Here is a 25,055-nt window from a genome sequence, read left to right on the forward strand (position 1 = left end):
CTACTCAACCCGCAGAGCGCACCCTGCGGGTCGAGTAGGTCGGGGCTAGCTGGACGCTGCGAACAGGCGCTCCAGGGCATCCTGCAGGCGCTCATCGGCTTGCGCCGCCGCTACCCGGTCGTTGGCCGCATACGCAGCCTCACGCTCCTGGAGGGCCTTCTGCGCATCCGCCAATGCCGCGTCGAACTCCGGCGTGGTCTCGCCGCCCGGCTCGGTCGGCTCGGTGGGTGTCGTCGGGTCCTCAGGCAGCTCCTCGCCCGGCTCGACCGGGGTAGCCGGAACATCCTCATCGCCGGCGTTCGCACCGGAGTCGCCACCGAAGATCACGTCGAGCGCGGCATCCAGTGTCGACTCGAAGGCGATCTCATCACCGAACGAGACGAGCACCTTCTGCAGCACCGGATAGCTCGTCTCACCCGTCGACTGCACGTAGACCGGCTGCACGTAGAGCAGACCGCCGCCGACAGGCAGGGTGAGCAGGTTGCCCTTGCGCACCGTGGTGGAGCCCTGGTCGAGCAGGTTCAGCTCGGTGGAGACCACCGGGTCGGCGTTGAAGTCGTTCTGCACCTGGCCCGGGCCACGCACGGTCGTCTGCTTCGGCAGCGCCAGCAGCGTGAACTTTCCGTAGTTCTCACCCGGATCCGCATTCACCGACAGGTACCCGGTGAGCACGTTACGCGTGCCCTCACCGAGGGAACGCGGGATGTAGGTGGAGTACAGCTGGAACGCCGACTGCTCCTGGCCGGGGAGCCTCATCGTCAGGTAGTACGGCGGCTGCGACTTGGCAGTAGCAGCCGGCTGGGTCGGGTCGACCGGTGCCACCCACGCGTCGTCACCGGAGTAGAACGAGTTCGTGTTGGTGACGTGGTACTTGCCCAGGATGGTGCGCTGCACCTTGAACAGGTCGGCCGGGTAGCGCACGTGGTCGAGAAGCTCGTCACTCATCTCGCTCATCGGCTCCAGCGTGGTCGGGAAGATCTTCTGCCAGGTCTGCAGGATCGGATCCTCCTTGTCCCAGGCGTACAACGTCACCTCACCGCTGAACGCGTCGACCGTGGCCTTCACAGAGTTGCGGATGTAGTTGATGTTGTCGAGCGCGAGACCAGTCTCCTGGGTGTGCGTGTCGGCAATGGCCGAAGACAGCGACTGGATGTCCGAGTACGGGTAGTTCGCACTCGTGGTGTAACCGTCCACGATCCAGACCACCCGCTCATCGACGATGGCCGGGTAGGCGTCACTGTCGAGCTGGAGGTACGGCGCGGCCTTCTGTACGCGGGTACGGGGGTCGCGGTCGAAGAGGATCTGCGACTCCTCGTTCACGAAGTTCGACAGCACGATCTGCTCGGACTGGAACTTGATGGCGAAGATCAGCTGCTTGAAGAAGTTGTCGAGCTTCGGCCCGCCATCGCCCTCGTACGTCGTGGTGGCGTTCTGGCTGTCTTCCTCATCGCCTGACGGGAAGTCCAGCTCGACGGGAGTGCTGCCTGCCGGGGCGCCGACTATCGAGTACGGCGGGGAGTTCTCCCCGAAGTAGATACGCGGTTCGTATTCTCCGAGGACACCGGTGCTTGGGATACCCGACTCGAGGAACGATGGCAAGCCGTCGGCCGTGCGCTCGTTGCCCGCGGCAGCCACGACGCCGTAACCGTGCGTGTACACGACGGTGTCGTTGTCCCAGGTGGCGGCCGCACCGGTGTTGTTCACGTTCAGTTCGCGCACCGCGATGATGGTGTCCTGGATTCGCCCGTCGATGTCGTAGCGGTCGACATCGAGGTGGTCTGCGAAGTCGTAGTACTGCTTGATCTGCTCGAGCTGGGCGAAGGTGTCAGACACCAGGGCCGGGTCGAGGATGCGGATGTTGGTGGTCGTCTCGGCGTCGTCCCTCAGTTGGCCGGGCTCGGCATCCGTCGTCGCCGCATACGGTGTCTCGACCACGTCGGCGATCCCATAGGCGTCGCGGGTGGCCTCGATGTTGCGCTCCAGGAATGGGGCCTCGTACGAGCGCGCGCTCGGGTCGACCTGGAAGCGCTGCACGATCCAGGGGTAGGCCGTACCCAGCAGCAGGGCGACAACGATGAGCAGCGCGGTGCCGACGATCGGCAGGCGCCAGCGGCCGACAATCGCCGTGACGATGAAAAGGATGGCGACGAACGCCGCGGCGCCGGCCAGGATGGCGCGGGTGGGGATGGTCGCGTTGACGTCGGCGTAAGAGGCTCCGACCAGGAGGCCACTGCTGCTCGTCGTGAGGGTCGCGTACTGGTCGAACCAGATGCTGGCACCCTGCAGAAGCAGGTAGATCGCGCCGGTGATGGCGAACTGGATGCGCGCAGTCTTCGAGATGCGAACCTCACGGCCGTTGAAGCGGAGGGCACCGTACAGGTAGCTGGTGGCGACGGCCGCGATGGCGGAGAGCAGCACAACGGCCGAAGCGAAGGCGAGTACCGCCTGGTAGAAGGGCAGCTCGAACAGGTAGAACGAGATGTCCAGCCCGAACTGCGGATCGGTCTTGCCCGATGGAGTGCGGTGCAGCCAGGTCAGCGCCAGCTCCCAGGACGACGCCGAAGCGACACCGGCGAAGAAGCCGAGCACGGCCGGGATGCCGAGCATCGCCAGGCGACGAAGCGGTTCGATGACCTGCTGGTAGCGGTCAAGCTGCGAGTTGAGCTTCGCGTAGACCGGTCGGAAGCGGAACGCCACATCGATGCTGATCCAGACCGGGATCGCCATGGCAAGGAACCCGACCAGGAACATCACCGCACCGGCGATCCACTCAATAGCGAGCACGCTCTGGAAGCCGAGCTGCTCATACCAGAGCCAGTCGGTGTAGAGGCCGGCGAAGATGAAGAATGCGATGACGAACGCGGCGATGATGATGGCCGCGATGACCAGTGTTCCCCGGGATCGGGGCGCTGGCTGCTGTGATGCTGTTGACGACAAGCGGATGCTCCTGGCACGAGAGGACGGGGTTCACCCATCTTAAGGGGGGCGTGCTGGTAAATAGTGCCTGTGGGTTTCGCCCTAAGCTGATCGGCCCTCGTCGGCGCAGGTCGACAGCGCACTCGTGTCGTCCTCACTGATCGCCTCGACCGCAGTGATCGCCTCTTCGAGGGTCGCGACAGAGAACACCGTCAGTCCGTCGGGAATGTGGCCGATCACCTCGTCGCAGTTCTGCTCTGGCGCCAGGAACCAGCCGGAGCCGGCGTTCACTGCACCGTACAGTTTCTGGCGGATGCCGCCGATCGGCCCCACCTGCCCGCTCGCAGTGAGCGTTCCGGTTCCGGCAATCTCCTCGCCACCGGTCAGCGCACCCGGCGTCAACTTGTCGACGATGCCGAGCGCGAACATCATGCCGGCGGATGGCCCGCCAACGTCGTCGAGCTGGATGTTCACCTCGAAGGGGAAGTCGTAGCTGGTCTCCACCGAGACGCCGATGATCGGGTGCGGGGCGAAACCCTCGGCTGGGGTGAGTGTGAGCTGCAGCTCCTGGCCGTCGCGGATCAGCGTGAGTTCGATGTCCTCACCTGGCACGCTCTCCGCGACCTCCGCCTGCAGGGTGGCGGCATCCATCAGCTCGACACCGTTGGCGCTGACGATCTGGTCGCCCTCAAGAACTGCGCCATCCGCTGGTGAATCCGGCACAACGGAGCGCACGGTCAGTACCGTCTGGATGTCGTGCCCGAGTTCCACCAGCGCGGCGGCAGCAGCCGCCTGCTGCGACTCGTTCATGAGCAGCTCGTTCTCCTCGTTCGACTGCTCGACGGTCTGGCCCATCGGGTAGGCGACATCCACTGGGATGACCGCCTTGCTGGGGTCGAACCACGCCCTCACGATGTCGAGCCACGGAATCGGTGTCCGGCGGCTCCCGACGACGCCGACCGTCAGTAACCGCAGCGAGCCATCGGTCGGGTAGACGGTCTGGCCGGGGACCTCGATCAGCTCGACCTCTTCGTCGTCGATGGTCACCGAACCGAGGGTGTCGAAGGTCGTACCGGGTTGCTGGATCACGTACGACGATGGCATCCACGCCAGCGTCGTGGCGCCCAGGATGGCGACCAGCAGCAGGGTCCAGCCAACCCGCACGCTGCGCCGGCGTGGGCGCGGCTCATCATCGAAGAAGAAAGCCACCGCCGTCCTTTCGCTGCAGCCCGAGGTTGATCGGAGCGGTTTGCACTATCGTGTCGGGCTGTTCGCCACAGGCGCACATTCTCGCCGCTACAGCCTAGGTCAAACTCAGCAAAGCGAGCCTCACAGCGGCTAGCGTGGATGACATGCCAGACGATGACAAGCAGGAGCCGGATGAGGACTTTCTCGCCATGCTGCGGGAGATGTTGTCCAACCAGTCCGGGCTTGACCCGCAACAGCTCGCCAGCGCCGCCGGCCTGCCGAACGACCCTGAGCTGATCGCCCAACTGATCGGGCAATTGCAGAGCGCCCTGCAGAACAGCGGCGATGGCATCAATTGGGGCCTTGCCCTGGAACAGGCGAAGGCTCGCGCCGCCATCGAGCCGGCTGCGGCCGCCGACGACAGCGGCCAGCTGGAACAGGCTTTCAACGTGGCCGCCCTGTGGCTGAGCGAAGCAACCTCCATCTCGGAACTCACGGCGACGCCCCAGCTGTTGAGCCGCGCCCAGTGGGTCGAAGCGACCATGCCGGTCTGGATCCAGTTGGCTGAGCCTGTCGCATCCAGCATTGCGGATGCCATCACCGACGTTCTCGAGGAGCAGGCGCCTGAGGAGATGTCGAGCATGATCTCCGGCGCGAGCAGTGTCGTGCGCAATGTCGGCGGCACGCTGTTCGCGATGCAGCTCGGCCAGGTGGTCGGCCAGCTCGCCGCCGAGGTGGTCTCGGGCGGGGACATCGGCATCCCGCTGCTCGACGCGGGCGCGGCATCCGACACCCAGGCAGCGATCGTGCCGCAGAACCTGGCTGTTTTCGGCGCCGGGCTCGACATTCCCATCGACCAGGTGCAGCTTTACATCGCTGTACGCGAGCTCGCTCACGCGCGGCTGTTCCGGCACGCCAAGTGGCTGCGGCTGCAGTTCATGACCTCGATCACGAAGTCGGCCAGCGGCATCGGCATCGATACCGCCCGCCTGGAGGAGTTGGCCAGCGACTTCGACCCGAGCAACGCGGCCGACCTGCAGCAGGCGATGGCGAGCGGTGCCCTCATCCGCCCCAAGTCCGACGAGCAGCTGGCTGCGCTGGAGCGGCTGGAGACCACACTCGCGCTGGTCGAGGGCTGGGTCGACGTCGTGACCGCCCAGGCGACCTCACGCCTTCCCAAGGCGGTTGCCGTCGCCGAGACGGTCCGCCGCCGCCGTGCTGCCGGCGGGCCGGCCGAGTCCGCCTTCGCGACCCTGGTGGGCCTGGAGCTTCGCCCGCGCCGCCTTCGTGAGGCGGCTGCCATGTGGCAGGCGGTGACGGATGCCGTGGGCGCCGAACAGCGCGATGCCCTGTGGTCCCACCCCGACCTGGTTCCCACGCAAGCGGACATCGACAACCCGCAGGCGCTCATCGTCAGGCTGACCGCCGGGGAGCCCGAGCTGGACGACATCGACCGCGCGATCGAGGACCTCCTCGGCGACGACCGCGGCGACCGCCCCCGCGAAGGCAGCAACGGCGCGGCAGAGGATCCGCCGCCGCCCGTCGTGTAGCCGCCGCGCTGCCCTTTCGGTGGAACGCCGTCGCATCCGTGGCCGCGTTCCACTGAAAACGGCGCGCGGCTGAGGGAGGCGGGCTGGCTGTGGAAGGTTTGCTCGCGGCATCCGTCGTTCCGGCATCCTCGGGGCATGGTCCTGCAACTGAATCCCCGTTTTCCCCTCGTCTGGCGCAGCCCGAACAGCCTGCAGTTCGGGGTCGAGTCGCCGCCCGTGCGCATCGACCAGGTCACCAACGCGCAGGAGCGGCTCATCGCCGCATTGGTCAGCGGCGCCACGCGCCCCGGCCTTGACCTGATCGCCACGACAGCGCAACTCGGAGAGGCCGAGCTGGCCGAATTGCTCACGCTGCTCGACCCGGTGCTCGGCAAGACTCCGCCGCCGCTGAAGGGGCACGTCTCGGTGATCGGCACCACTGCGACCGCTGCGCGCCTCCGCTCCTCCGTCGCCTCGCTCGGGTTGACGCTGATGCCGCCGGATGCCCACGCCGACCTGGGGATCCTGGTCAGCCACTACGTGGTGGAACCGGAGCTGTTCGGCTACTGGCTGAGCCGCGACGTGCCGCACCTGCCGATCGTCTACTCCGACACCGGCGTGCACGTTGGACCGCTCATCGAGCCGGGCAGCGGCCCCTGCCTGTACTGCCTGGAACGCCACCGAACGGATGCCGACCCGGCCTGGCCGGCGATCGCCGCCCAGCTCTGGGGCCGGACCAGTGCGGTGGAGAGCGCGCTGGTCGTCTCCGAGGTGGCTGCTCTGGTCATGCGGATGATCCTGCAACGGCTGACCGGAACAGCCGTCGACGTGGCGACATCCGCTTTCCTCGACGCAGCCTCAGGTCAGGTCACGCACCGCGAGTGGGTGCAGCACCCGGACTGCGGTTGCGCAGCTCTTCCAGAAAACGGCTCGGCGCCCGGTCGCCGGAACGGCCCTGACCGGCCTGCGACCACGACAGGTGCAGCTCTTTCCGTGCCCGCGTGATTCCGACGTACAGCAGGCGGCGCTCCTCGTCGATCGCCTCGAACGACTTGGCGTAGGTGATCGGCACCAGCCCCTCGCTGAGGCCGACCAGGTAGACCGTGTCCCACTCGAGGCCTTTCGCCGAGTGCAGCGTGGCGAGGGTGACCGCCTCCATTGTGGGCTCGTGTTGTGCGGATGCCCGCTCATACAGTTCCTCGACGAATTGGCGCAGCGTGGTCTCGCGCGGCGCCGACTCGGCAAGGCCCATGACCGCGTTCAGCGACTCCCAGCGATCGCGCACCGCGCCCCGGGTCTCTGGTGCATCCTGGGTCCACCCGAGTGAACGCAGCACGTCGCTCACCGTCTTGAACAGCGGCTCGCCGACGGATGCGATGACCGCACCCTTCAGCATCATCAGCGCCTGTTTCACCTCGGGAAGTTCGAAGAAGCGCCGGCCGCCTCGCAACTGGTAGCTCACCCCGGCATCGTTCAACGCGGTCTCGAGAGCTGCACCCTGGACGTTGATGCGATAGAGCACGGCGATGTCCTGCGGCCGAACCCCGGCCGCGATCTGCTCAGTGATGCGGCCGGCTACCGCGCGTGCCTCCGCGCTGTCGGTCGGGTAGGAGCGCACCTCCGGTTCGACACCTCGCGCTGACTCGGCAGCGCTCAGCACCAGCGCACCGGGGCGGTCGCGCATCAGGCGGTTGGCTGTCGCGACGATCGCCGGCGTCGACCGGTAGTTGGACTCCAGCCTCACCACTGTCGCGTTCTGGTAGCGGCTGCCGAACCCGAGCAGGAACGACGACGAGGCACCGGCGAACGAGTAGATGGTCTGGCTGGCATCGCCGACAACGCACAGGTCCTGCCGATCTCCCAGCCAGAGGTCGAGCAGGTGCTGTTGCAGGGGCGAGACGTCCTGGTACTCGTCGACCACGAAGAAGCGGTACTGCTCGCGCACCTGCTGCGCGACCCACGGCTCCGACTCGATCATGCCCGCCGTCGCCAGCAGCACATCCTCGAAGTCGAGCTGCCTCCTGGCATCCTTCGCCGCCTCATAGGCCTGGTGCAGCGCGATCATCTTGTCGGCATCCAGCGCCGCCGGAATGGTGCGCCCGGGCAGGGCGGCGGCGTACTGGCCGAGGGTGAGCATCGACACCTTGCGCCACTCGATCTCGGCGGCGAGGTCGCGCAGGGTCGCGGTGTCGAGTTTCAGGCTCACCGAATCGGCCGCCTGGGCGATGATTCGCGCCTTGCTGTCGAGGATGCTGGGCATGGTTCCGCCGACCACCTGGGGCCAGAAGTAGCCGAGCTGGGAGAGGGCGGATGCGTGGAAGGTGCGGGCTGCGACACCGGTCGTGCCGAGCATCCGCAACCGTCCGCGGAGTTCCGCCGCCGCCCGGGCGGTGAAGGTCAGTGCCATCACCCGGCTGGGCGGGTAGACGCCGGTGGCGACGCCATAAGCGATGCGGTGGGTGATGGCCGTCGTCTTGCCGGTGCCGGCTCCAGCGAGCAGGCAGACCGGGCCGAGGGTGGCTTCGGCGGCCAGCCGCTGGTCGGTGTCCAGCCTGCCCAGCAGCGATTCGGCGCCTGCGGCAATCGTCATGCCCGCTCACCGTCCTCGATCGGGCCGCCGTACCACTGCTCAAGAATGGCGCGGGCAATCGAGCTGTGGCCGGGGAGGGTGATCTCGCCGAGGGCGGCACGCAATTCGTCCCGGCTGAACCAGCGCAGCTCGAGTATCTCGTCGCCGTCGGGGGCAAGCGTCGACTCCCGGTCGGGGTCGACGCGGGCGGCGAAACCCAGCATGAGCGACGCCGGGAACGGCCAGGGCTGCGATCCGAGGTACACCGGGTCGACGACGCGGATGCCCGACTCCTCGAACACCTCGCGGGCGACGGCAGCCTCCAGGGACTCGCCCGCCTCGACGAAGCCGGCCAGCAGCGAGTACCGGTTCGCCTCCCACTGCGAGTTGGAGCCGAGCAGGATGCGGTCGTCATCGTCGATGACCGCCACGATCACAGCCGGGTCGGTGCGCGGGAAGACCTCACCGCGCGAGTCGGTTCGCGCCCAGCCGCCTTGCGCCACGATAAGCGGCTCACCGGTCTGCGGGGAGAAGCGGTGTGAGTCGTGCCAATTCGCCATGGCCACCGCCTGGGTGAGAAGGCCGGCATCCCGGTCGCCCAGGCTTCCAGCAATCGTGCGGAGGTCACCCCAGGATTCCGGACCGTCATCGAGAAGGCCGGCGACGGCATCCGTCACCACCGCCGCAACAATCGGCGTGCCCTCCGGCAGGTCGGCGGAATCGGTGATCGTGCGGCCGAGGTAGACGAGCACCTCAGCGGTGCGGGTGGTTTTCGGCGGCAGGTCGCCGACCGACAAGAGTGCCAGCGAACCACCGGCCATCAGCGCCTTGCGCTTCCACAGCGGCAGCACCCGGGTTTCGGACTGGGCCATCAGGACCTCGAACAGGTCGGCGCGACTGCGGGACAGGTAGTCGCGGTCGAGCTCGTTGCGGGAGAGCGGAAGCTGCGAGGTTGCCAGCGCGTGAAGCCGCGGAGGGAACCGGTCTTCCATGGGCGGCCAATCTCGTGAAGGGAGCGGGAACAGCGTGGCGTTGGACCCCGGGCGGCAGATGTCGACCTACCCTGTCAGGTATGGCCAGATCCCATCTCACTCTAGCCGCGTTGGCCACCTCCGCTGTAGACGGGTTGGACGCCCAGGGCGCCAGCCGGTTCGGCTCCGGCGCGAACAGCGACTTCGATTCTGCGCTGGTCACCGGCACTGACGGCCGGCACTGGATTGTGCGCGTGCCCAACTCCGAGCGGACGGAAGCCGAGCAGTCTGCGGACCTGCAGGCGCTGCGTGCACTCAGCCAGGGCATCCGCACCCGCCTCCCGTTCTCGGTGTCGTCGTACGCCGGCCAGGCGCCGGTCGACAACACCCGAGCCGTCGTCTACGAGTTCGTGTACGGCACCAAGCTGAGCCTTGCAGCGCTGCGTCCGGATGGTCTCGCCGCCTCCGTGGGGCGGGCGATCGCCGCAATCCACCTGCTGCCGACCAGCTTCGTGGCGGATGCCGGACTCCCGGTTCTCGCCCCGCACGACATACTGCGGAGCACCGTAACCATCATGGATCGGGCCTCAGCCACCAACCTGGTTCCCACCACCCTGCTCGGCCGCTGGGAGAAGGCTGCCGACGACTCCGCCCTCTGGCAATTCGCGCCGACCACCGTGAACGGCGAACTGACCGCCGACTCGTTCCTGCACGCCGACGGTGAGGTGAGCGGGGTACTCGGCTGGCACGGGCTCAGTGTCGGTGACCCGGCCCGCGACCTGTGCTGGCTGCTCGGCTCCCCCGACGAGGCCGTGATCGACACGGCGATCGACGCGTACACCCAGGTGCGCGGCGGTACCGACCGGCAACTCAGCAAGCGCGCCAGGCTCTACGCCGAACTGGAGATCGCCAAGTGGTTGCTGCACGGAACGCAGGAGCGCAACACCGAGATCGTGGATGATGCGGTTCGGATGCTGCACGGCCTGGTCGACCGCGTGGACGGCAACCTCGACCAGACGATCAGCCACAACACCATGCCGGTGATGACGGTGGACGAGGTCGAGTCGATGCTCGACGAGCGTCAGCGCGCCGCCGGTTCAGCGGAGTAGTCGTTCCGAGGGTCAGCGGGTCTCGCTCCCCACCGCACGGCCGCCCGATGCTGGCGCATCGTGCGGAACCGGCGGCGTGGGCCCAAGCTCGACCAGCTTTAGTGAATAAGATCACTCCGTGACCAGCGCGCAGGAAGTCCTCGGGATCGCTGCGGAGTTGTTCATCTGGTTGGGTCTGGGCGGCGCAGCGCTCTGCTTCCTGATCCTGTTGTTCGTGCGGGCGTTCCAGGGAAAGTCGGTTTCGTCGGAGGGCGTGCTCGCCGAGTCGGAGGACGGCACGCAACTCCGCTGGCTGGCCGACGACGGACTACTGCGCAGTCGCCCGCTTACCGAGGCTGAACGCGCCGAGATCGGCGACCCCGACGAGCTGCTCGTCTACTATCGGCGCCACTCCCCCGACACCGTCGACCTGCAGCCGGTGGACCACGCTGAAGGGGTGCTGCGGATGCTCGGGCTGATCCTGCTCGGAGTCGGGGTGTTGGCGTTTCTGGTGTCGTTTGTCGCGTTGCTGCTTCCGTAACGGTCACTTCGACAAGCTCAGTACGGCGCTCGACAAGCTCGACTGGTCACTTCGACAGGCTCAATACGGCGCTCGACAAGCTCGACCCACTTAAGGGCTCGACCCCCTTACGGGCGGGAGGCGCGCCAGAGGGACACCAGCTCGGCGCGACTGAAGATGCGTTCCGGGCGGATGATCGCATCATCCGCCACGTAGTAGAAGACGGCGTCGATGCGCTCCGGGTCAATGCCCTTCCACTCGGCGTACGCCTGGCGGTACAGCGCCAACTGCAGCTGCTTGTCCTGCAGGTCCTGCGCATCCTTCGGAGCCTTGCCCGTCTTCCAGTCGACCACCTGGTACCGGCCGTCCTCCAGTCGATACACGGCGTCGAGCTTGCAGATGATGATGCGGTCATCCAGCGGCAGGTGAATTTCACGTTCGACGTCGACCGGGCTGAGCGTCGCCCAGGGTGACCGTTCGAAGGTGGCCTGCAGCAGTTGCAACTGTTCCTGCTCGAGCGGCACCTCGTCGGCGTCGAGTTCACCATCGAAGGCGTCGAGCGCCTCGATGCTGCCGTGCACGCCGTAGCGGTTCTCCACCCAATCGTGGAACAGGGTGCCGAGGCGGGTGGCCCGGTAAGGTCGCTCCGGCATGGGGCGACGAAGGGCGGCGGCAACGGATGCCGGGTCGGTCACGTAGTCCTTGAAGCGGGAGGCGGGCACCCGGCTGGGCACCTCCACCTCGTCGCTCTCCGTCAGCCGGCGACGCCGTTCCTCGAGCAGCAGGTCGAGATCCTGCTCCCAGCGCCCGGCGTTCCCCGGTACGGCGGCGCGCACCAGTTCCGCTGAGCGTTCGACGGCCTCCCGGCGGTGACCGAGCGGGTCCATCGGCCAGGTGAACAGGTTCACGTCCTCCCCCAGCGGGTTCGCTTCGTGCTCAGTGGAGTCGGGCATCGGCCCAATGACTCCCGCTTCGGAGAGAGCACGCAGGAACGGGCTCGGCACCCGCGGCTTGGTCTGCGTGGCCCAGAATGACCCGGTCAGCAGCAGCGAGTGCCTGGCCCTGGTGACGGCGACATAGGCGAGCCGCCGTTCCTCGCGCCCGAAGTGCTCGCCAACCTGTAGCTTGAAGGTCTCGAAGTTGTCCAGCAGCTCCTTGCGGGTCTGCACGTTCTGCCAGTCGAATTCGGGGAGCTCCGCCGCATCCCCGCGGAACTGGTACGGCAGTTCACCGAGCGTCAGCCACGCCTTCGTGCCCCCGTTGGGTTTGCTCGGCAGCTCGTCGGCGACCATCCGCGGCACGACGACGAAGTCCCACTCGAGCCCCTTCGAGCCGTGAATGGTGAGCAGCTGAACCGTTCCCGGTTCAGCGTCTTCCGGCCGGGGCGACAGCCCGTCACGCCACTCCGCCTCCTTCAACCAGCCGAGGAACCCTCCCAGGCTCGCGTTGTCATCCACCGCGAGGTAGCCGGTCAGTGCGTCGAAGAAGGCCTCGATGTTCGCCATGCCGAGCACCCGGGACTCGTTGGCGGCCACCTCGATGTCGAGCAGCAACTCCTGTTCGACCACGGTCACGAAGTCGAGCAGGTCGAGGCCTGCGCGGGAACGCAACCGTGCCAGCGTCTGGCCGGCTTCGCGCATCCGCTCGAGGCCCACATCGCTGAACAGGGGGCGCAAGCCGAATAGGTTGTGGTCTTCGCGCATACCGCCGATGAAGTCGAGTGCGTCGACGACGGAGCCGCCCTCCCCGTCGGTGACGGTTTCGCGCATCCGCTTCTTCAGGTCGTCTTCGAGTGGGCGGTGGGCATAGTCCCTGTCGCGAAGAACGGATGCGAGCCGGCTGAGCGCTCGCAGGTCTTTCGCACCGATGCGCCACCGCGAACCGGCGAGCAGACGCACCAGTTCCGAGCCGGCGGCCGGGTCGTTCAGCACGGTGAGCGCGCTCACCAGGTCGGCGATCTCCGGTTCGCTCATCAGCCCACCGATGCCGAGAACGTGGAATGGTACGTCGTGCTTGCGCAGCGCTTCGATGAACACCGTCTGGGTCTTGCGCGCCCGGAACAGCATGGCTGCCGTCAGCTTGGCCTGTGCCTGTGCCTGTTGGGAGAGCTTCGCCTCGGCCGGCCCGGCCAGCTTCGCCTTCAGCCACAGGGCGGCAGCCTCCGCCTCCTCGGGAAGGGTCTCCTCGACGACAACGTCGATCGGGAGGTTCGATGCGTTCGGCCCCGCCCCCAGTTTCTCCACGCGCACCCGGGTCTGGGCCATCAGCGGTTCGACCAGGGTGTTGGCGGCGGCGAGAACCTGGTGGCCGTTGCGCCAACTGGTCGAGAGGGTGAAGTTCTGCACCGAACCCCCACCGAATTGCGTTGCGAAGTCCTCCAGGTTGGCTGCGCTGGCCCCGCGCCACCCGTAGATCGACTGGTTGGGGTCGCCGACCGCCATGACCGGATGCCCGGCGAACATCTCCGAGAGCAACCAGGTCTGCACCACTGAAGTGTCCTGGTACTCGTCGAGCAGGACCACCATGTACTTGCTGCGAAAGTCTTCCGCGACCTGGGGCACCCGCCGCACGATCTGGAGGGCGAGCGCCACCTGGTCGGCGTACTCGACGAAACCGCGCCTGGCCTTCATGCCCGAGAACTCCTCGGCCAACTCGAGCAGCAGCGGGAGGGCGCCGACGGTGCGGGCGAGTTCGACCGCCTGCTCCCGGGCGTGACGATCGCCCGACGGCAAGTCCTCCAGCTGGGCAAACCTGGTGGCCATGGCGGCGACCTCCGAAGCATCCGCCACATTCTCGCTGAGGGCGTGGCTCAGCTGCAGCACCGCCCTGGTGACCACGTCGACGCTCTTGCCGAGCTCGGGCAGGCGCGGGTCACTGCTGGCCACCACGATCTTGCGGGCGAGCTGCCAGGCGGAGGCTTCCCCCAGCACCGCGCCGTCGCTCTCCCGCCCGAGCAGGATGGCGTGGTCACGGAAGATCGTGTTCGCGAAGGAGTTGTAGGTGGCGACAGCGGGCGGGTCGAACTCGTCGTAGCCGCCGGGAATCAGCCCCTTGTGTGCGAGTTGGGCGACACGCTGACGGATGCGTTCCGCCAGTTCACCGGCCGCCTTGCGAGTGAAGGTGAGCCCGAGAATCTCACCCGGCTTCACATGCCCGTTGGCTAGCAGCCAGAGCACGCGCCCCGCCATCGTCTCGGTCTTGCCGCTGCCCGCACCCGCGACGACGAGGGCAGGTGACAGGTCGGCCTCGATGACGGCCCGCTGCTGCTCGGTCGGGCGGAACATGCCGAGGGCATCCGCAATCTCGTTCGCGCCGATCGTGACCGGCAACACTGTCTGCTCAGTCACTGCCTGCTCGGTCACCGCCTCAATCACTGCACTGTGCTCAATCACTGCTTACTGCCCCCACTCGGTGCAGCATCCGCGCTGCCGTGTTGAATCCGCCCCAGGCGTCCAGGTCGGCGACGCCGGTGAACTCGGCGGCGGCCATCGCCATCGCCGCCTGCCGGATGCGACGGCGGAAACCCTCCAGGTGCTCGTCGTCGAGTCGGGCCTGCACGCCTTCGCGGTAATTCTTTCCGCGAATGCCTTTCTTCACGTAGAGCAATTTCGCCCCACCGCTGTGGTGTTCGCCGAGCTCGTCGAGGAACGGGTCGAGCACCCCCTCCGCGTAGGCGAGCTGGTAGGCGCCGAGCTGCGGATGCTCGTTGATGGCATCCTGCCGGGTGATTGCCGACCCGGTCTTCAGGTCGACGATGACCACGGACCCGTCGGCGGCACGCTCGACGCGGTCGATCGACCCGCTGACCTTCGCTGTTCCGATCTCCAGCTCGAACCGCTTCTCCGCCCCGACCAGCGCCTTGCCGTCCCGTTCGAAGTCGCCCAGGTATTCGGCGACGCCGGCGGCCAGGATGCGCGCCGCCCGCCTCTGCTGCTCACCCACCCAGGGGGCCTCGAAGAGCAGTTCGTCCCAGCGGCTCTCGATGTTCTGCCAGACGGTATCGACGCTGGGGTCGGTGGCATGCTCCATCGCCCAGTGAACGATCGTGCCGATACCCATCGCGGTGCTGCTCTGCGTGCCGGACACCGAATCAATGAACCAGTCGACCGGCGAATCCTCGAACGCTTCCAGGCGCGACGGGGAGACCGGCACTGTGTCTTCCTCCCCGAAAATGGGTTCGGTCGTGGACGGTTCGATGAGCCCATGCCACTCGTCAGGGCTGGCCCCTGGCACGCGTTCGGAGGCGAGTCGGGAGAGGGCGGATGCCGCCGCCTCCCGCTCGTACAGCGACCTGGCCCTGGTCGCCTCGCGTCGCAACCGGCCGGTGAGCCCGCGCAGCGAGCGCGGCATCAGGCTCGCGGTATCGGCAAGAGTGGCGCCTGGCGGCACCAGGGAGAACAGCACGCTGGGTGCCTCGTCATCGCTGGCGACGGCGGAAAGAATGACCCGGCTTCTCGCGCGGGAGACGGCGAGCGTGAACATCCGCAATTCGTCGTCGCGCACCTGGGCGCGGGCGTCGACGTCAGCGGACAGCCCGGTTACGGCATCCACCAGCTGCTGGGGTGCGAGCAGCGAACCGCGGATGCGCAGGTTCGGCCAGACCCCCTCCTGGAGGGCGGAGACGACGACGGTGTCGAACTCGAGGCCGACCACCCCGGACGGCGTGGTGACCAGCACGGCGTCGCCACGCGCCTGGGGCGAGAGCGTGTCTTCTGGCACTTCGGCGTCGAGCACCGCTTCGAGGAAGTTGCGGGCCGGCGCCCCCGGCGTGCGCTCGACGAAGCGCTTCGCCGCGGAGAAGAGGGCGAGCACGCCGTCGAGGTTGCGGTTCGCCTCGGCTGCGGCGATTCCTGCCGTGAGGGAAGCGTCGAACCAGGTGCGGGCCAGGCCGCTGCGTTCCCAGACCAGCCAGAGCAGTTCTTCGATCGTCGCCCCGCTGTCGGCGGCCTCGCGCAGCGCCGCAAGCGTCGCCGCCAGCTTCTCGGCCTGACGCCCGACGCGATGATCGATGGTGGCGAACCGCCCGGGTGCGGAGAGCGCCTCGACCACCAGTTCGTCGGCCGGCCGGTTGTTGTCGCCTGCGAGTTCCTCGGCACGCAGGGCGAGGCGCAACCGGCGGAGGCCAAGGCGGTCGAGCCCCCCGAACGGCCCGAGCAGCAGGCCGGATGCCAGTTCTGCGTTCAGCGGCGTGCGCCCCATCCCGACATCGACCATGGTCAGCAACGCGCGCGCAGCGTGATCGTCACGCAACGCGCGTGCCCCGACGGAGGTTCGGGTCGGCACTTCGGCGAGCGCGAGAGCGCGGGCGATCGCCGGCACCTGCGCCCCACTGCGCACCACGACGGCCATGTCGTTCCAGCCGACGTTGTCGATCAGGTGGCGCTCGCGCAGAAGGCTGGAAACGGACGCCCACTCCCGGGCCTGCGTCGTCGCCTGCACGATGGTCACCGACCCGTCGCCGGTCGCGGATGCGGTTGCCTTTCGTTGCGTGCCCGCGGCTGCCGTGCCGACGCGGTCGGTGACCCGGCTGATCAGCGCGCGGAGCTGGCTGCTGTGCCGGTGGACGGTGGACAGGGTGAGAGTCTGCACCGGGATGCCCAGGTGCGTTGCGAGCCGGCCAGGCGCATCCGGTTCACCACCGCGGAACGCGTTGGCGGCGATATCCGGGTCGCCGAACCCGATCACGGAGACACCGCGGGCAGCCAGCGCCCGAAGCAGGGACAGAGTGGACTGCGTGACCTCCTGCAGGTCGTCGACCATGACCAGTTTCAGCCGCGATACAGTCTCGCTGAGAACGCCGTCGGCCACGATCTCGATGGCCTGCTGCACGAGCTCGGTGGAGTCAAGCTGGTCAGGGCGCAGCCGCTCGAGCACCTGCCGGTACTCGGCGATGAAGCTGCCTGCTGCGACCCACTCCGGGCGGTCGAGTTGCTTTCCGAGATCGGCCAGGCGGTGCGGGGTGACACCGAACTCGGTGGCACGCATCATCAGCTCGCGCAGCTCGGTGCGGAACCCGCGCAGGCGGCGAACCTCCGGACCGAGGTGCTCTGGCCAGGCCGGGCCGGTGCCGTCTTCCAGGTGGCCGGCCAGCAGCTCGGCCACGTCACTGTCCTGCTCGCCGCCGGTGATCAGCCGCGGAGGGGTGCGCCCGGCCTCCCGGGCCGCGTGCCCGACCAGGTCGAATGCGAACGAGTTGACGGTGCGGGCGAGCGGGCCGGTGCTCGGCCGCGCCAGGCGCAGAGCGACCCGGTCGCGAAGTCTCGTGGCGGCCAGGCGGCCCGTGGTGAGCACCAGCAGTTCGTTCGGCGCCCAGCCGCGGTTCAGCACGCGGTCGGCAGCCAACTCGACGAGGGTGGTGGTCTTGCCGGTGCCTGGTGCACCGATGACGGTGGCGGATGCGGCATCCGGCAGGTCGATGACGGCACGCTGGCTGGCGTCGAGGGTTGGCACATCCTGCCGGGCGGCGTGCGCGACGTCAGGAAGGGTGGCCATGGCATCCAAGCTATCGCCTCGCTACGACATCCCCGGTTGGCGTTCCGCCGCGGGCGAACGTGTGCCGGGCATCCGCCGGATTGTCGTAATCTGGGGTCGTGGACATAAGCATCGGTATCGCCAACAGCCCGCGTGAGCTCAGCTTCGAGACGGAGCAGACCGCTGCGGAGGTTCAAAAGATCGTCACGACCGCCCTGGAGTCCGGCGCGAAGTTCTTCACGCTGACCGATTCGAAGGGTCGCGTCTTCGTCGTCCCCACCGAATCCTTCACCTACATGGAGGTCGGTTCGGAGATGTCCCGCAAGGTCGGCTTCGTCGCGTGAGCATGGAACTGCTGTTCGTCGTGCTCCTGGCGGCGAGTCTCTCCCTCGCGGTGCGCTACATCTTCCGCGCGCGTGAGACCTTCGGCGAGGCGATGTTCCCGGCGGTCGGTGCGGCCGTCGCAGCCGTCGTCTGGGCCGGGCTCACCTGGCTCGGGTGGCCGTTCGACGGCGGCTGGATCTGGGTCGTTTCGCTCATCGCCGGCCCCGTGGTGTGCGCGCTCATCGGCCTGTTCCTCCCGAAGCGGCGGAAGAAGGCGGATGCCGCCATGCTCGACTCGCTCAGCAAGGCCTAGTTCGGCCTGAGGTCTACAGCAGCCAGCCGGCCATTCGCGCCGGGTCGGCCTCACGCTGCGCGGCGCGTGCAGCCTGCTGCTTGTCGTTGAAGCTGGCACCCCAGGAGTAGCCCAGTCGCGATCCGAGTCGGCGGTCACGGTGCTCTCGCCAGGCCAGGCGCGCGGTGATCAGCACCACCACCACGGCGGTGCCGATGATCAGTGCGAGGAATGCGTCCACAATCCGGTTCTCCAGTCAGAATTTTACGCCGAGTGGCCACGATCTGAACTTGCGAGTTGCCCGAATTTTCGCCGCAACACTGCCCGCCCCGACCTAGCCTCTCCGTATGACCGAGGTTGTGATTTTCGCGCCATCACCGGTTCTGACCGTCACCGTCGAGGACCAGGCCGACGGCCCCGACCTGCACCTGCACGCCGGCGGCCAGGGGGTCTGGCAGGCCAGGATGCTGCTGCGGATGGGAGTCGACGTCGCCATGTGCTGTGTGCTCTCCGGCGAGAGTGGGCGCGTGCTGCGGCACCTTCTCGCCGATGAGGGCATCCGCGTGGTCGCGGTGGAGCGCGACGCCCGCAGCGGTGCCTACGTGCACGACCGCCGCGGCGGCGAGCGAGTCAGCATCGTTGAGATCGACGGCGACCCGATCTCGCGCCACGACTTCGACGAGCTTTACGGTGTGACCCTTCGGGAGGGCCTCGATGCCGGGCTGGTGATCCTGAGCGGTCCGGCCGGTGATGACACAGTGCCGGCGGATGTCTACCGACGGCTTGCAGCGGACCTGCGGGCGGGTAAACCCCAAGTGGTTGTCGACCTCTCGGGAGAACGGCTGACAGCGGCACTCGCCGGCGGGGTGACGGTCGCCAAGGTGAGCGACGAGGAGTTGCTGGCCGACGGGCGGATCAAGGAGAACACCACCGAGCGTATCCTCGCCGCCATCCATGCCATTGCCGAGCAGGGGGCAGAGTCGGTGATCATCACCCGCGCGGACAAGCCGATCCTCATGCTGGCGGACGGTGTGGTGAGCGAAGTGATCACGCCAACGCTGGAGGTCGCTGACACGAAAGGTGCCGGCGACTCGCTGACCGCCGGCGTCTCGGCCGCACTGGCGAACGGCGCGATCATGCTGGATGCGATCACGCTCGGCGCTGCGGCCGGCGCGCTCAACGTCACCCGCCACGGGCTCGGCACCGGCGACCCGGAGGCGATCGAGAAGCTTCGCGCGCTGGTCAGTGTGCGCCGATATGGGGAGTCGGAGGCATCCGCCAGCCTGACTCCGGATGAGCTGGCGGCCAGGGCGGAGGAGGAATGACCACCGCGCTGATCACCAACGATGACGGCATCGAGTCACCCGGTTTGCTGAGCCTGGCGCGGATGGCCATCGCCGCCGGGCTGGACGTCACCATTGCGGCTCCTGCTGCGCAGTCGAGCGGCAGCAGTGCGTCGATCCTGGGCACGGAGGCCAACGGACGAGTCCCGTTCGAGCACCGGAAGCTGGAGGGCTTCGACATCCCGGTGTTCGCGGTCCACGCGGCGCCGGCACTCATCTCGCTGGTTGCCGCCCACCGGGCGTTCGGCGTGGCACCAGACATCGTGTTCTCCGGCGTCAACCGGGGCGCGAACGTGGGGCGTGCCATCCTGCATTCCGGTACGGTCGGCGCGGCACTGACTGCCGGCGTCAACGGAGCCCGCGGGCTGGCCGTGTCGCTGGATGTCGGCATGGACCCGGACATGTGCCACTGGGACGTCGCAGCCCCGTTCATCGAACAACTGGTGCCGGCGCTCCTCACCCAGCCGGCCGGCACGGTTTTCAACCTCAACGTGCCCAATGTCACCACGCCGCTCGAACTGCGGGAGGGCCCGCTGGCATCCTTCGGTATCGTGCAGACGCTGATGGCGCAGGCGGGCGACCAGCATGTGCGCCTCTCCGTCTCAGACACACCAACCGACCAGGACGTGGGAACGGATGCCGCGCTGCTGCAGGAGGGCTACGCCACCGTGACCAACATCACCTCGGTGAGCGAGTCGCGGGTGCCGGTGTTCGCAAGCTGATGTTATGCGCCGAGGTGCATCCAGCTGGCCTTGCGCACCTTGTCGATGACCTGGGCGGAATCATCCGCCGCTTCCTGCCGGGCCTGTTCAGTGGACGACCAGGCGTGCCCGCTTCGCGCCTCCGCGCGACGATTACGGAGACCCTGCCAGGCGAGAACCAGGGTGATCACGACGACCGGAATCAGCGTGAACCCGACCAGGAACAGGAACTCGGTCATTGTGCTGCCTTTCCCCTAGTAGCCCAGGCTGTTGCCGCCGCGGGAGATGAATGCTGCGTAGGCGGCCGCCCTGGCCTCGATGTTGCCGTCCAGGTGCTCGGCCGGCCCAGCAGGACCGACATGGTTCTCGAGGTGGCGGTCGCGCGCTTCACGGCGGAGCTGCACCACGACGGCGGCGATCACTCCGGCAATCGGTATGCCGACCAGGAGCATCAACAGGAAATCCATGAGCAGTCCTTCCGTTACCGCCAAGATATCGCTGAGACCCCTTGATTTCCCGTGAGATCCGGAAAATGGTTCTTCCCAGCCCAGGGAACCACCACTTTCCGGATCTCAACGGGCCACGGCGTAGCCTTACCGCATGGAGTTTGTGATCGTCATCGGGGCCGCGGTCGCCATCGCGTACGTCGCCGTGGTGTGCGAGCGCCGAGCCCGCGCCAGGGGCAAGCGCCGGCGTGGCGGGCTGGCTGGTGCGTTCGGCGCGCTCGATGAGGCGTTCCGCCCAGCTACCGCCGAGGCGAGCACCATCCAGGAAGCCGAAACCCGGATGCCCGCACCAGCTCCGCTCGCCGGCGATCCCGGTCCGGGTGAGAAATAGGCACGAGAAGTAACGGGAACAAACGCATGGCTGTGGACATCCGCTTGCACCGCGGTGACCTCACCCGCTTCGAGGCGAACGCCATCGTCAATGCAGCCAACAGTTCCCTACTCGGCGGAGGTGGCGTCGACGGCGCCATCCACCGGGCCGGCGGGCCGAGCATCCTGCGCGACTGCCGGGCGCTGCGGGAGACGTCCCTGCCCGACGGGCTGCCGCCCGGGCAAGCGATCGCCACCGGTGCCGGAAACCTGCCCGCACGCTGGGTGATCCACACGGTCGGCCCGGTCTACAGCCGCAGCGAAGACCGCAGCGCCACACTCAGCTCGTGCTACTCCTCAGCGCTGGCGGTCGCCGACGAGTTGGGCGCGAGAACCGTCGCCTTCCCTGCCGTCAGCGCCGGCGTCTACGGCTGGCCGATGGCGGATGCCGCCCGCATCGCGGTCAGCACGGTTCGCGACGCGGACACCGCGGTCGAAGTGGCCACCTTCGTACTCTTCAGCGACGAGGCGTACCGCGCATTCGAGAACGCAATCGGCTCGTCCGTCAGTTAGCGACACGCCTGTACCCGCAACGCGGTCGGGTGTGTCCGCAGCTGACGGGTGAGCGCCGCATCCGCTTATCCGACGCCAGTGATCTCGATCAGGAAGACCAGGCTCTGGCCGCCCAGCTCGTGGGCGGCGGGATCCGGGCCGTAGGCATACTCGGCCGGGATCGTCACCAGCAGCGTCGAGCCGACCTTCTGGCCTACCAGCGCGGCCGTGAAGCCCTTCACGAACCCGTTCGCCTGCAGGGTGATCGGCTCCTTGCCGTAGCTCTGGTCGAACACCTCGCGGGTTTCCCAGCTGGTGCCCTGGTAGTCCAGCGTGACCGGGTCTGTGGCCTCGACAACCTCGCCGTCGCCCTCCTCCAACACCGCCAGCAGCAGCTCCGCCGGGGCCTCGCCCGCGGGGAGCGTCACCACCGGTGCGTCGCCCAACTCGACCTCGGGAACGTTGTCCTCCCAGGTGGCAGGCGTCAGCGGCGGAACGATGCTAACGACATCCGCCACCATCACCACGCTGTCGGTGCCCTCGATGCCGAGGTCGGCGTAGCCCTGCTCGCCCCACATCTCTGCCGGCGGGATGACCGAAATGACGCGCGAACCGACGGTCGAGCATTGGAGTGTGCTGACCAGGCCCTCGAGGATCGAGTCGGTGCTGACCGTCAACTCGGCGGCCTGACCCTCGGCGATGCTGTTCGAGATCTCCTCGCCGGTCGTGGCGTTGTACATGGCGAAACCGGTGGAGATCACATCGCCGGCCGAAACGATGTCGCCGTCGCCCTCCAGCAGAACGGTGCGCTCAGTCTTCTTCACCTGAACCGGGAAGTCGAACTTGACCGTCGGGCTGGCACCGAACTCGCCGTCGACCTTCACCGCTTCAGAGCTGGCGCCGCTGGCTGCCAGGCAATCGGATGCGCCAACAGCGGCATCCTTCTTCTCGGGAGCCTCCTCCGGTGCGCTGCACGCGGTCAGCCCGGCGACCAGGCCGAGAACGACGAAAAGTGTGGCGGATTTGCGCACGGGGGACCTCACAAAGAAAGAAACGGGATGCTTCCAGTCTGGGGTACCCGCGGTCGGCTGCCCGACCGCAGCGGCCGATTCTTATGACATTCACGGGAATCGCGACACAGTATGTTGAGGAACATGGTCCGTTCCCCTGAACAGTTTTTCCGCATCCTCGGTGCCGGCTGGGTGATCGCCGGCGGCCTGGTCGCCGCCGTGACCGGCCCGCTGCAGCTGGAGAACGGATCCTGGGCAGCGGCGTTCTGCGTGCTCGTTGCCGGCGTCGCCCAGTACACCATCGGCGTGGTGCAGGCCGCGCTGGCATCGAAGCAACCGACCCGGCGCGTGGTCGTCGCTCAGCTGGCGACCTGGAACGGCGGATGCGCGGCCGTCATCCTCGGTACCGTCCTGACCATGCTGGCACTGGTGCACGTCGGCGGCCTGCTGCTCATCACCGCCCTCGTTCTCCTGATCGTGACCGTGCGGGGCAACGCCAAACCGCGTTGGGCCCTGGTCACCTACCGCGCCCTGCTGGTCATCATCCTGGCCAGCATCCCGATCGGGCTGGCCATCGCCCACGTGCGCGCTGGATAGCATCCGCCGACTGCGGCTACGACAGCTCGATGACCGTCATGCCGGGGTGCGCGCCGTCCATTCCGACGAGCGCCGCCGGTGCCTCGTCCAGGCTGATCGTGCGGCCGACGAGCAGCTGGGGGTCGATGCGGCCGGAGGCGATCGCGTCCAGCATCTGCGGATACTCGTGTGCCGCCATCCCGTGGCTGCCGAGGATCTCGAGTTCGTTGGCCACGACCAGGTCCATCGGCACGGGCGGCGTCGAGTGCTCCCCAAGCATCAGCCCCACCTGCACATGGCGCCCGCGCTTGCGCAGGCTGCGGACTGAGTTCACCGCCGTCGCGGTGCTCCCGTAGGCGTCCAGCGAAAGGTGGGCACCGCCATCCGTCAACTCCCGGACAGCGGATGCCACGTCACCGGCGCCGGCAATCGTCTCGGCTCCCAGCCGCGCCGCCAGCTCCAGGGCCGCCGTCGAGATGTCGATGCCGACAACGCGTGCGCCAGCAGCGACGGCGATCATGATCGCTGACAGGCCGACACCGCCGCAGCCGTGCACCGCCACCCACTCCCCCGGCTGCACCCTGCCCTGCGTCATCACCGCGCGGTAGGCGGTCGCGAACCGGCAGCCGAGAGCCGCGGCGGAGACGAAATCGATGGCATCCGGCAGTGCGATCAGGTTGACGTCAGCCTCGGCGATGGCCACCGACTCGGCGAAAGAGCCCCAGTGGGTGAAACCGGGCTGCTCCTGGTGGTCGCATACCTGGTGGTTTCCGGTGGTGCACTGCTCGCACCGGCCGCAGGCGCAGATGAAGGGGACGGTCACCCGGTCGCCGACCTTCCAGCGGGTCACGGCAGAGCCGACCGCCTCCACCACGCCGGCCAGCTCATGACCCGGAACATGGGGCAGGCGGATGCCGTCATCATGACCCATCCAGCCGTGCCAGTCGCTGCGGCACAGCCCGGTTGCCTTCACCGCGATGACGGCACCGGATGCCCGGGCCTCAGGCTTCGGAACGTCGACCAATTCGGGCACACCACCGAACTCACGGAACATGACAGCACGCATGCCATCAAGCTACTAGTCGACAGCCGCCGGTCAGGCCGTCAGCCGACGAGCGTGCGCTCCGCAGCATCCGCTCGAACAGAACCCCTGGACCTCAGCGCATTGACCGTGAGCACCAGTACCACCCCGATACCGGCTCCGATCGAGTTGGAGGTGAGATCGCGCGGGTCGGTCACCCGGTCCGGCAGGAACAGCTGCACGAACTCGATGGACGCCGTCAACGCGATGCCCAGCAACGCTGCCAGCCACCAGCGGCGCCAACCGAGAAGCAGCACGAAAAGCACGCCGACGGGCACGAACAGAACCACGTTGGCGGTGAACTCGACGAGGGCGTAGGTGATCCAGTCGAGCGTGTTCTCACCGCTCAGATAGCGGATGATGCGGTGCAGCAGCCCCCGGCCGTTGGCGTCCAGCGGTTGGGGTCCCAGCGTCAACCAGCCGACCCACGCCAGATAGCAGGCGGTCGCCACGGCGAGCAGAGGTCGGCGAAGACGCATCCGTCAATTCTCTGCCGGATCCTCGCTGGTGGGATTCTGCGCCATCCACCACTCGGTGAAGCTGGTCGCCCGCCCATCGTTCGCGAAACGGATCACCCAGACGTTGTGGTAAGTCGCGCGGCCGGTGTACGGAGTGATGGCGCGAATCACCCCGGTGTCGCCGTCGACCGCGACGACTTCCCAGCTGAAGGTGGTGTCGCCCGGCTCGTCCCTTGCCTTCAGCCACTGGGCGACGATGTCGTCGTGTCCGCGCCACGGCTGCTCCCACGGTTCGGTGAAGTACTCGGCGTCCTCCGTGAACAAGGCGCGGATGTCGTCCGGCTCGTTCGACTCCCAGGCCCGCCGATAAGCCTCCACCCACCGGGTGAGCGTGTCCCGATTCGTTGTGTCAGTCATGCGAAAGGTCTACACCTGTGTGGTGTGAAAGGAAAGGCAGGTGCTTGGCGCGCTCGGCGCTTCGGCTCCGTGCGTGCCGGCTCCTGAGCGTGCCCGCGTATTCACGGTTGCTTCGGCTGGTTGAGCTGGGTTTCGCTGGCGGGGCCCGGCTTCGCTGGTTGCGCTTGGTTCGGCTGGTTGCGCCTGGCTTCGCTGGTTGAGCTTGTTTTTCGCTGGTTGAGCTTGTCGAAACCC

23 protein-coding genes and 1 pseudogene are annotated in these 25,055 nt (G+C 67.5%); 11 read left to right on the forward strand and 13 right to left on the reverse strand.

The window, feature by feature from the left end; all coding sequences use genetic code 11:
• Window positions 1-45: 45 nt before the first annotated feature.
• Together ACX3PH_RS14075 and ACX3PH_RS14080 are read right to left on the reverse strand one after the other, a co-directional pair.
• Window positions 46-2,937, reverse strand: coding sequence for a UPF0182 family membrane protein (locus ACX3PH_RS14075; protein ID WP_459093310.1), 2,892 nt, complete (start codon window positions 2,935-2,937; stop codon window positions 46-48).
• An 81-nt stretch (window positions 2,938-3,018) separates the two neighbouring features.
• On the reverse strand, window positions 3,019-4,125 hold the full coding sequence (locus tag ACX3PH_RS14080) for a YlbL family protein (RefSeq protein WP_459093311.1): 1,107 nt from the start codon (window positions 4,123-4,125) through the stop codon (window positions 3,019-3,021).
• Between the two features lie 143 nt (window positions 4,126-4,268).
• Between ACX3PH_RS14080 and ACX3PH_RS14085 the strand changes: the two genes are divergently transcribed.
• On the forward strand, window positions 4,269-5,654 hold the full coding sequence (locus ACX3PH_RS14085; protein ID WP_459093312.1) for a zinc-dependent metalloprotease: 1,386 nt from the start codon (window positions 4,269-4,271) through the stop codon (window positions 5,652-5,654).
• Window positions 5,655-6,125: 471 nt separating this feature from the next.
• Window positions 6,126-6,554, forward strand: a pseudogene (locus ACX3PH_RS14090) (TOMM precursor leader peptide-binding protein); the annotation flags it as partial.
• Here ACX3PH_RS14090 and ACX3PH_RS14095 read toward each other — a convergent pair.
• Window positions 6,502-8,223 (reverse strand): ATP-dependent helicase, encoded by a 1,722-nt coding sequence (locus ACX3PH_RS14095; protein ID WP_459093313.1) that lies wholly within the window; start codon window positions 8,221-8,223, stop codon window positions 6,502-6,504. The pseudogene ACX3PH_RS14090 and the gene ACX3PH_RS14095 sit on opposite strands and share 53 nt — an antisense overlap.
• Complete coding sequence (gene nudC / locus ACX3PH_RS14100; protein ID WP_459093314.1) at window positions 8,220-9,194, reverse strand: NAD(+) diphosphatase; 975 nt, start codon at window positions 9,192-9,194, stop codon at window positions 8,220-8,222. Before nudC ends, ACX3PH_RS14095 begins: the two co-directional genes overlap by 4 nt.
• 80 nt (window positions 9,195-9,274) lie before the next feature.
• On the opposite strand from nudC, the gene ACX3PH_RS14105 reads away from it, so the two are divergent.
• The gene (locus tag ACX3PH_RS14105) at window positions 9,275-10,282 is read left to right on the forward strand and encodes a phosphotransferase (RefSeq protein WP_459093315.1); all 1,008 of its coding nucleotides are present in this window, start codon (window positions 9,275-9,277) and stop codon (window positions 10,280-10,282) included.
• A gap of 118 nt (window positions 10,283-10,400) precedes the next feature.
• The gene (locus ACX3PH_RS14110; RefSeq protein ID WP_459093316.1) at window positions 10,401-10,802 is read left to right on the forward strand and encodes a hypothetical protein; all 402 of its coding nucleotides are present in this window, start codon (window positions 10,401-10,403) and stop codon (window positions 10,800-10,802) included.
• Window positions 10,803-10,909: 107 nt separating this feature from the next.
• On the opposite strand, the gene ACX3PH_RS14115 is transcribed toward ACX3PH_RS14110, so the two are convergent.
• Both ACX3PH_RS14115 and ACX3PH_RS14120 read right to left on the reverse strand, forming a co-directional pair.
• Window positions 10,910-14,128 (reverse strand): ATP-dependent helicase, encoded by a 3,219-nt coding sequence (locus ACX3PH_RS14115; RefSeq protein WP_459093317.1) that lies wholly within the window; start codon window positions 14,126-14,128, stop codon window positions 10,910-10,912.
• Between the two features lie 37 nt (window positions 14,129-14,165).
• On the reverse strand, window positions 14,166-17,273 hold the full coding sequence (locus ACX3PH_RS14120) for an ATP-dependent helicase (protein WP_459093318.1): 3,108 nt from the start codon (window positions 17,271-17,273) through the stop codon (window positions 14,166-14,168).
• A gap of 98 nt (window positions 17,274-17,371) precedes the next feature.
• Here ACX3PH_RS14120 and ACX3PH_RS14125 point away from each other — a divergent pair, with 98 nt between their 5' ends.
• Together ACX3PH_RS14125 and ACX3PH_RS14130 are read left to right on the forward strand one after the other, a co-directional pair.
• Window positions 17,372-17,596, forward strand: coding sequence for a DUF3107 domain-containing protein (locus ACX3PH_RS14125; RefSeq protein ID WP_459093319.1), 225 nt, complete (start codon window positions 17,372-17,374; stop codon window positions 17,594-17,596).
• Window positions 17,593-17,889, forward strand: coding sequence for a hypothetical protein (locus tag ACX3PH_RS14130; protein ID WP_459093320.1), 297 nt, complete (start codon window positions 17,593-17,595; stop codon window positions 17,887-17,889). Before ACX3PH_RS14125 ends, ACX3PH_RS14130 begins: the two co-directional genes overlap by 4 nt.
• 13 nt (window positions 17,890-17,902) lie before the next feature.
• Here the strand turns inward: ACX3PH_RS14130 and ACX3PH_RS14135 are convergent, their stop codons facing one another.
• Window positions 17,903-18,109: a hypothetical protein gene (locus ACX3PH_RS14135; protein WP_459093321.1), complete on the reverse strand. Its 207-nt coding sequence runs from the start codon at window positions 18,107-18,109 to the stop codon at window positions 17,903-17,905.
• Between the two features lie 106 nt (window positions 18,110-18,215).
• Between ACX3PH_RS14135 and ACX3PH_RS14140 the strand changes: the two genes are divergently transcribed.
• Both ACX3PH_RS14140 and surE read left to right on the forward strand, forming a co-directional pair.
• Complete coding sequence (locus ACX3PH_RS14140; RefSeq protein ID WP_459093322.1) at window positions 18,216-19,193, forward strand: 1-phosphofructokinase family hexose kinase; 978 nt, start codon at window positions 18,216-18,218, stop codon at window positions 19,191-19,193.
• Window positions 19,190-19,933 (forward strand): 5'/3'-nucleotidase SurE, encoded by a 744-nt coding sequence (gene surE / locus ACX3PH_RS14145; protein WP_459093323.1) that lies wholly within the window; start codon window positions 19,190-19,192, stop codon window positions 19,931-19,933. Before ACX3PH_RS14140 ends, surE begins: the two co-directional genes overlap by 4 nt.
• Before the next feature lie 2 nt (window positions 19,934-19,935).
• On the opposite strand, the gene ACX3PH_RS14150 is transcribed toward surE, so the two are convergent.
• Window positions 19,936-20,151: a hypothetical protein gene (locus ACX3PH_RS14150; protein ID WP_459093324.1), complete on the reverse strand. Its 216-nt coding sequence runs from the start codon at window positions 20,149-20,151 to the stop codon at window positions 19,936-19,938.
• A gap of 15 nt (window positions 20,152-20,166) precedes the next feature.
• Complete coding sequence (locus tag ACX3PH_RS14155) at window positions 20,167-20,379, reverse strand: hypothetical protein (RefSeq protein WP_459093325.1); 213 nt, start codon at window positions 20,377-20,379, stop codon at window positions 20,167-20,169.
• Window positions 20,380-20,512: 133 nt separating this feature from the next.
• Between ACX3PH_RS14155 and ACX3PH_RS14160 the strand changes: the two genes are divergently transcribed.
• Entirely contained in the window at window positions 20,513-20,749 is a 237-nt protein-coding gene (locus ACX3PH_RS14160; RefSeq protein WP_459093326.1) for a hypothetical protein, read from the forward strand.
• A gap of 32 nt (window positions 20,750-20,781) precedes the next feature.
• Complete coding sequence (locus ACX3PH_RS14165; protein ID WP_459093340.1) at window positions 20,782-21,300, forward strand: O-acetyl-ADP-ribose deacetylase; 519 nt, start codon at window positions 20,782-20,784, stop codon at window positions 21,298-21,300.
• A 65-nt stretch (window positions 21,301-21,365) separates the two neighbouring features.
• Here ACX3PH_RS14165 and ACX3PH_RS14170 read toward each other — a convergent pair whose 3' ends face one another.
• A complete protein-coding gene (locus ACX3PH_RS14170) occupies window positions 21,366-22,310 on the reverse strand; it encodes an FKBP-type peptidyl-prolyl cis-trans isomerase (protein ID WP_459093327.1) in 945 nt (314 codons plus the stop codon).
• A 123-nt stretch (window positions 22,311-22,433) separates the two neighbouring features.
• Between ACX3PH_RS14170 and ACX3PH_RS14175 the strand changes: the two genes are divergently transcribed.
• Window positions 22,434-22,886: a hypothetical protein gene (locus ACX3PH_RS14175; protein WP_459093328.1), complete on the forward strand. Its 453-nt coding sequence runs from the start codon at window positions 22,434-22,436 to the stop codon at window positions 22,884-22,886.
• 16 nt (window positions 22,887-22,902) lie between these two features.
• Here the strand turns inward: ACX3PH_RS14175 and ACX3PH_RS14180 are convergent, their stop codons facing one another.
• From ACX3PH_RS14180 to ACX3PH_RS14190, 3 genes are read right to left on the reverse strand one after another with little or no spacing between them, the layout of a single operon-like run.
• Window positions 22,903-23,931 carry a zinc-dependent alcohol dehydrogenase family protein gene (locus ACX3PH_RS14180; protein ID WP_459093329.1) on the reverse strand — a complete coding sequence of 343 codons (1,029 nt, stop codon included), beginning with the start codon at window positions 23,929-23,931 and terminating at the stop codon, window positions 22,903-22,905.
• 38 nt (window positions 23,932-23,969) lie between these two features.
• Window positions 23,970-24,425: a VanZ family protein gene (locus ACX3PH_RS14185; RefSeq protein WP_459093330.1), complete on the reverse strand. Its 456-nt coding sequence runs from the start codon at window positions 24,423-24,425 to the stop codon at window positions 23,970-23,972.
• 3 nt (window positions 24,426-24,428) lie between these two features.
• Window positions 24,429-24,821 carry a nuclear transport factor 2 family protein gene (locus ACX3PH_RS14190; RefSeq protein ID WP_459093331.1) on the reverse strand — a complete coding sequence of 131 codons (393 nt, stop codon included), beginning with the start codon at window positions 24,819-24,821 and terminating at the stop codon, window positions 24,429-24,431.
• Between the last annotated feature and the right edge of the window lie 234 nt (window positions 24,822-25,055).

This window comes from Homoserinimonas sp. A520 (genome assembly GCF_054489245.1).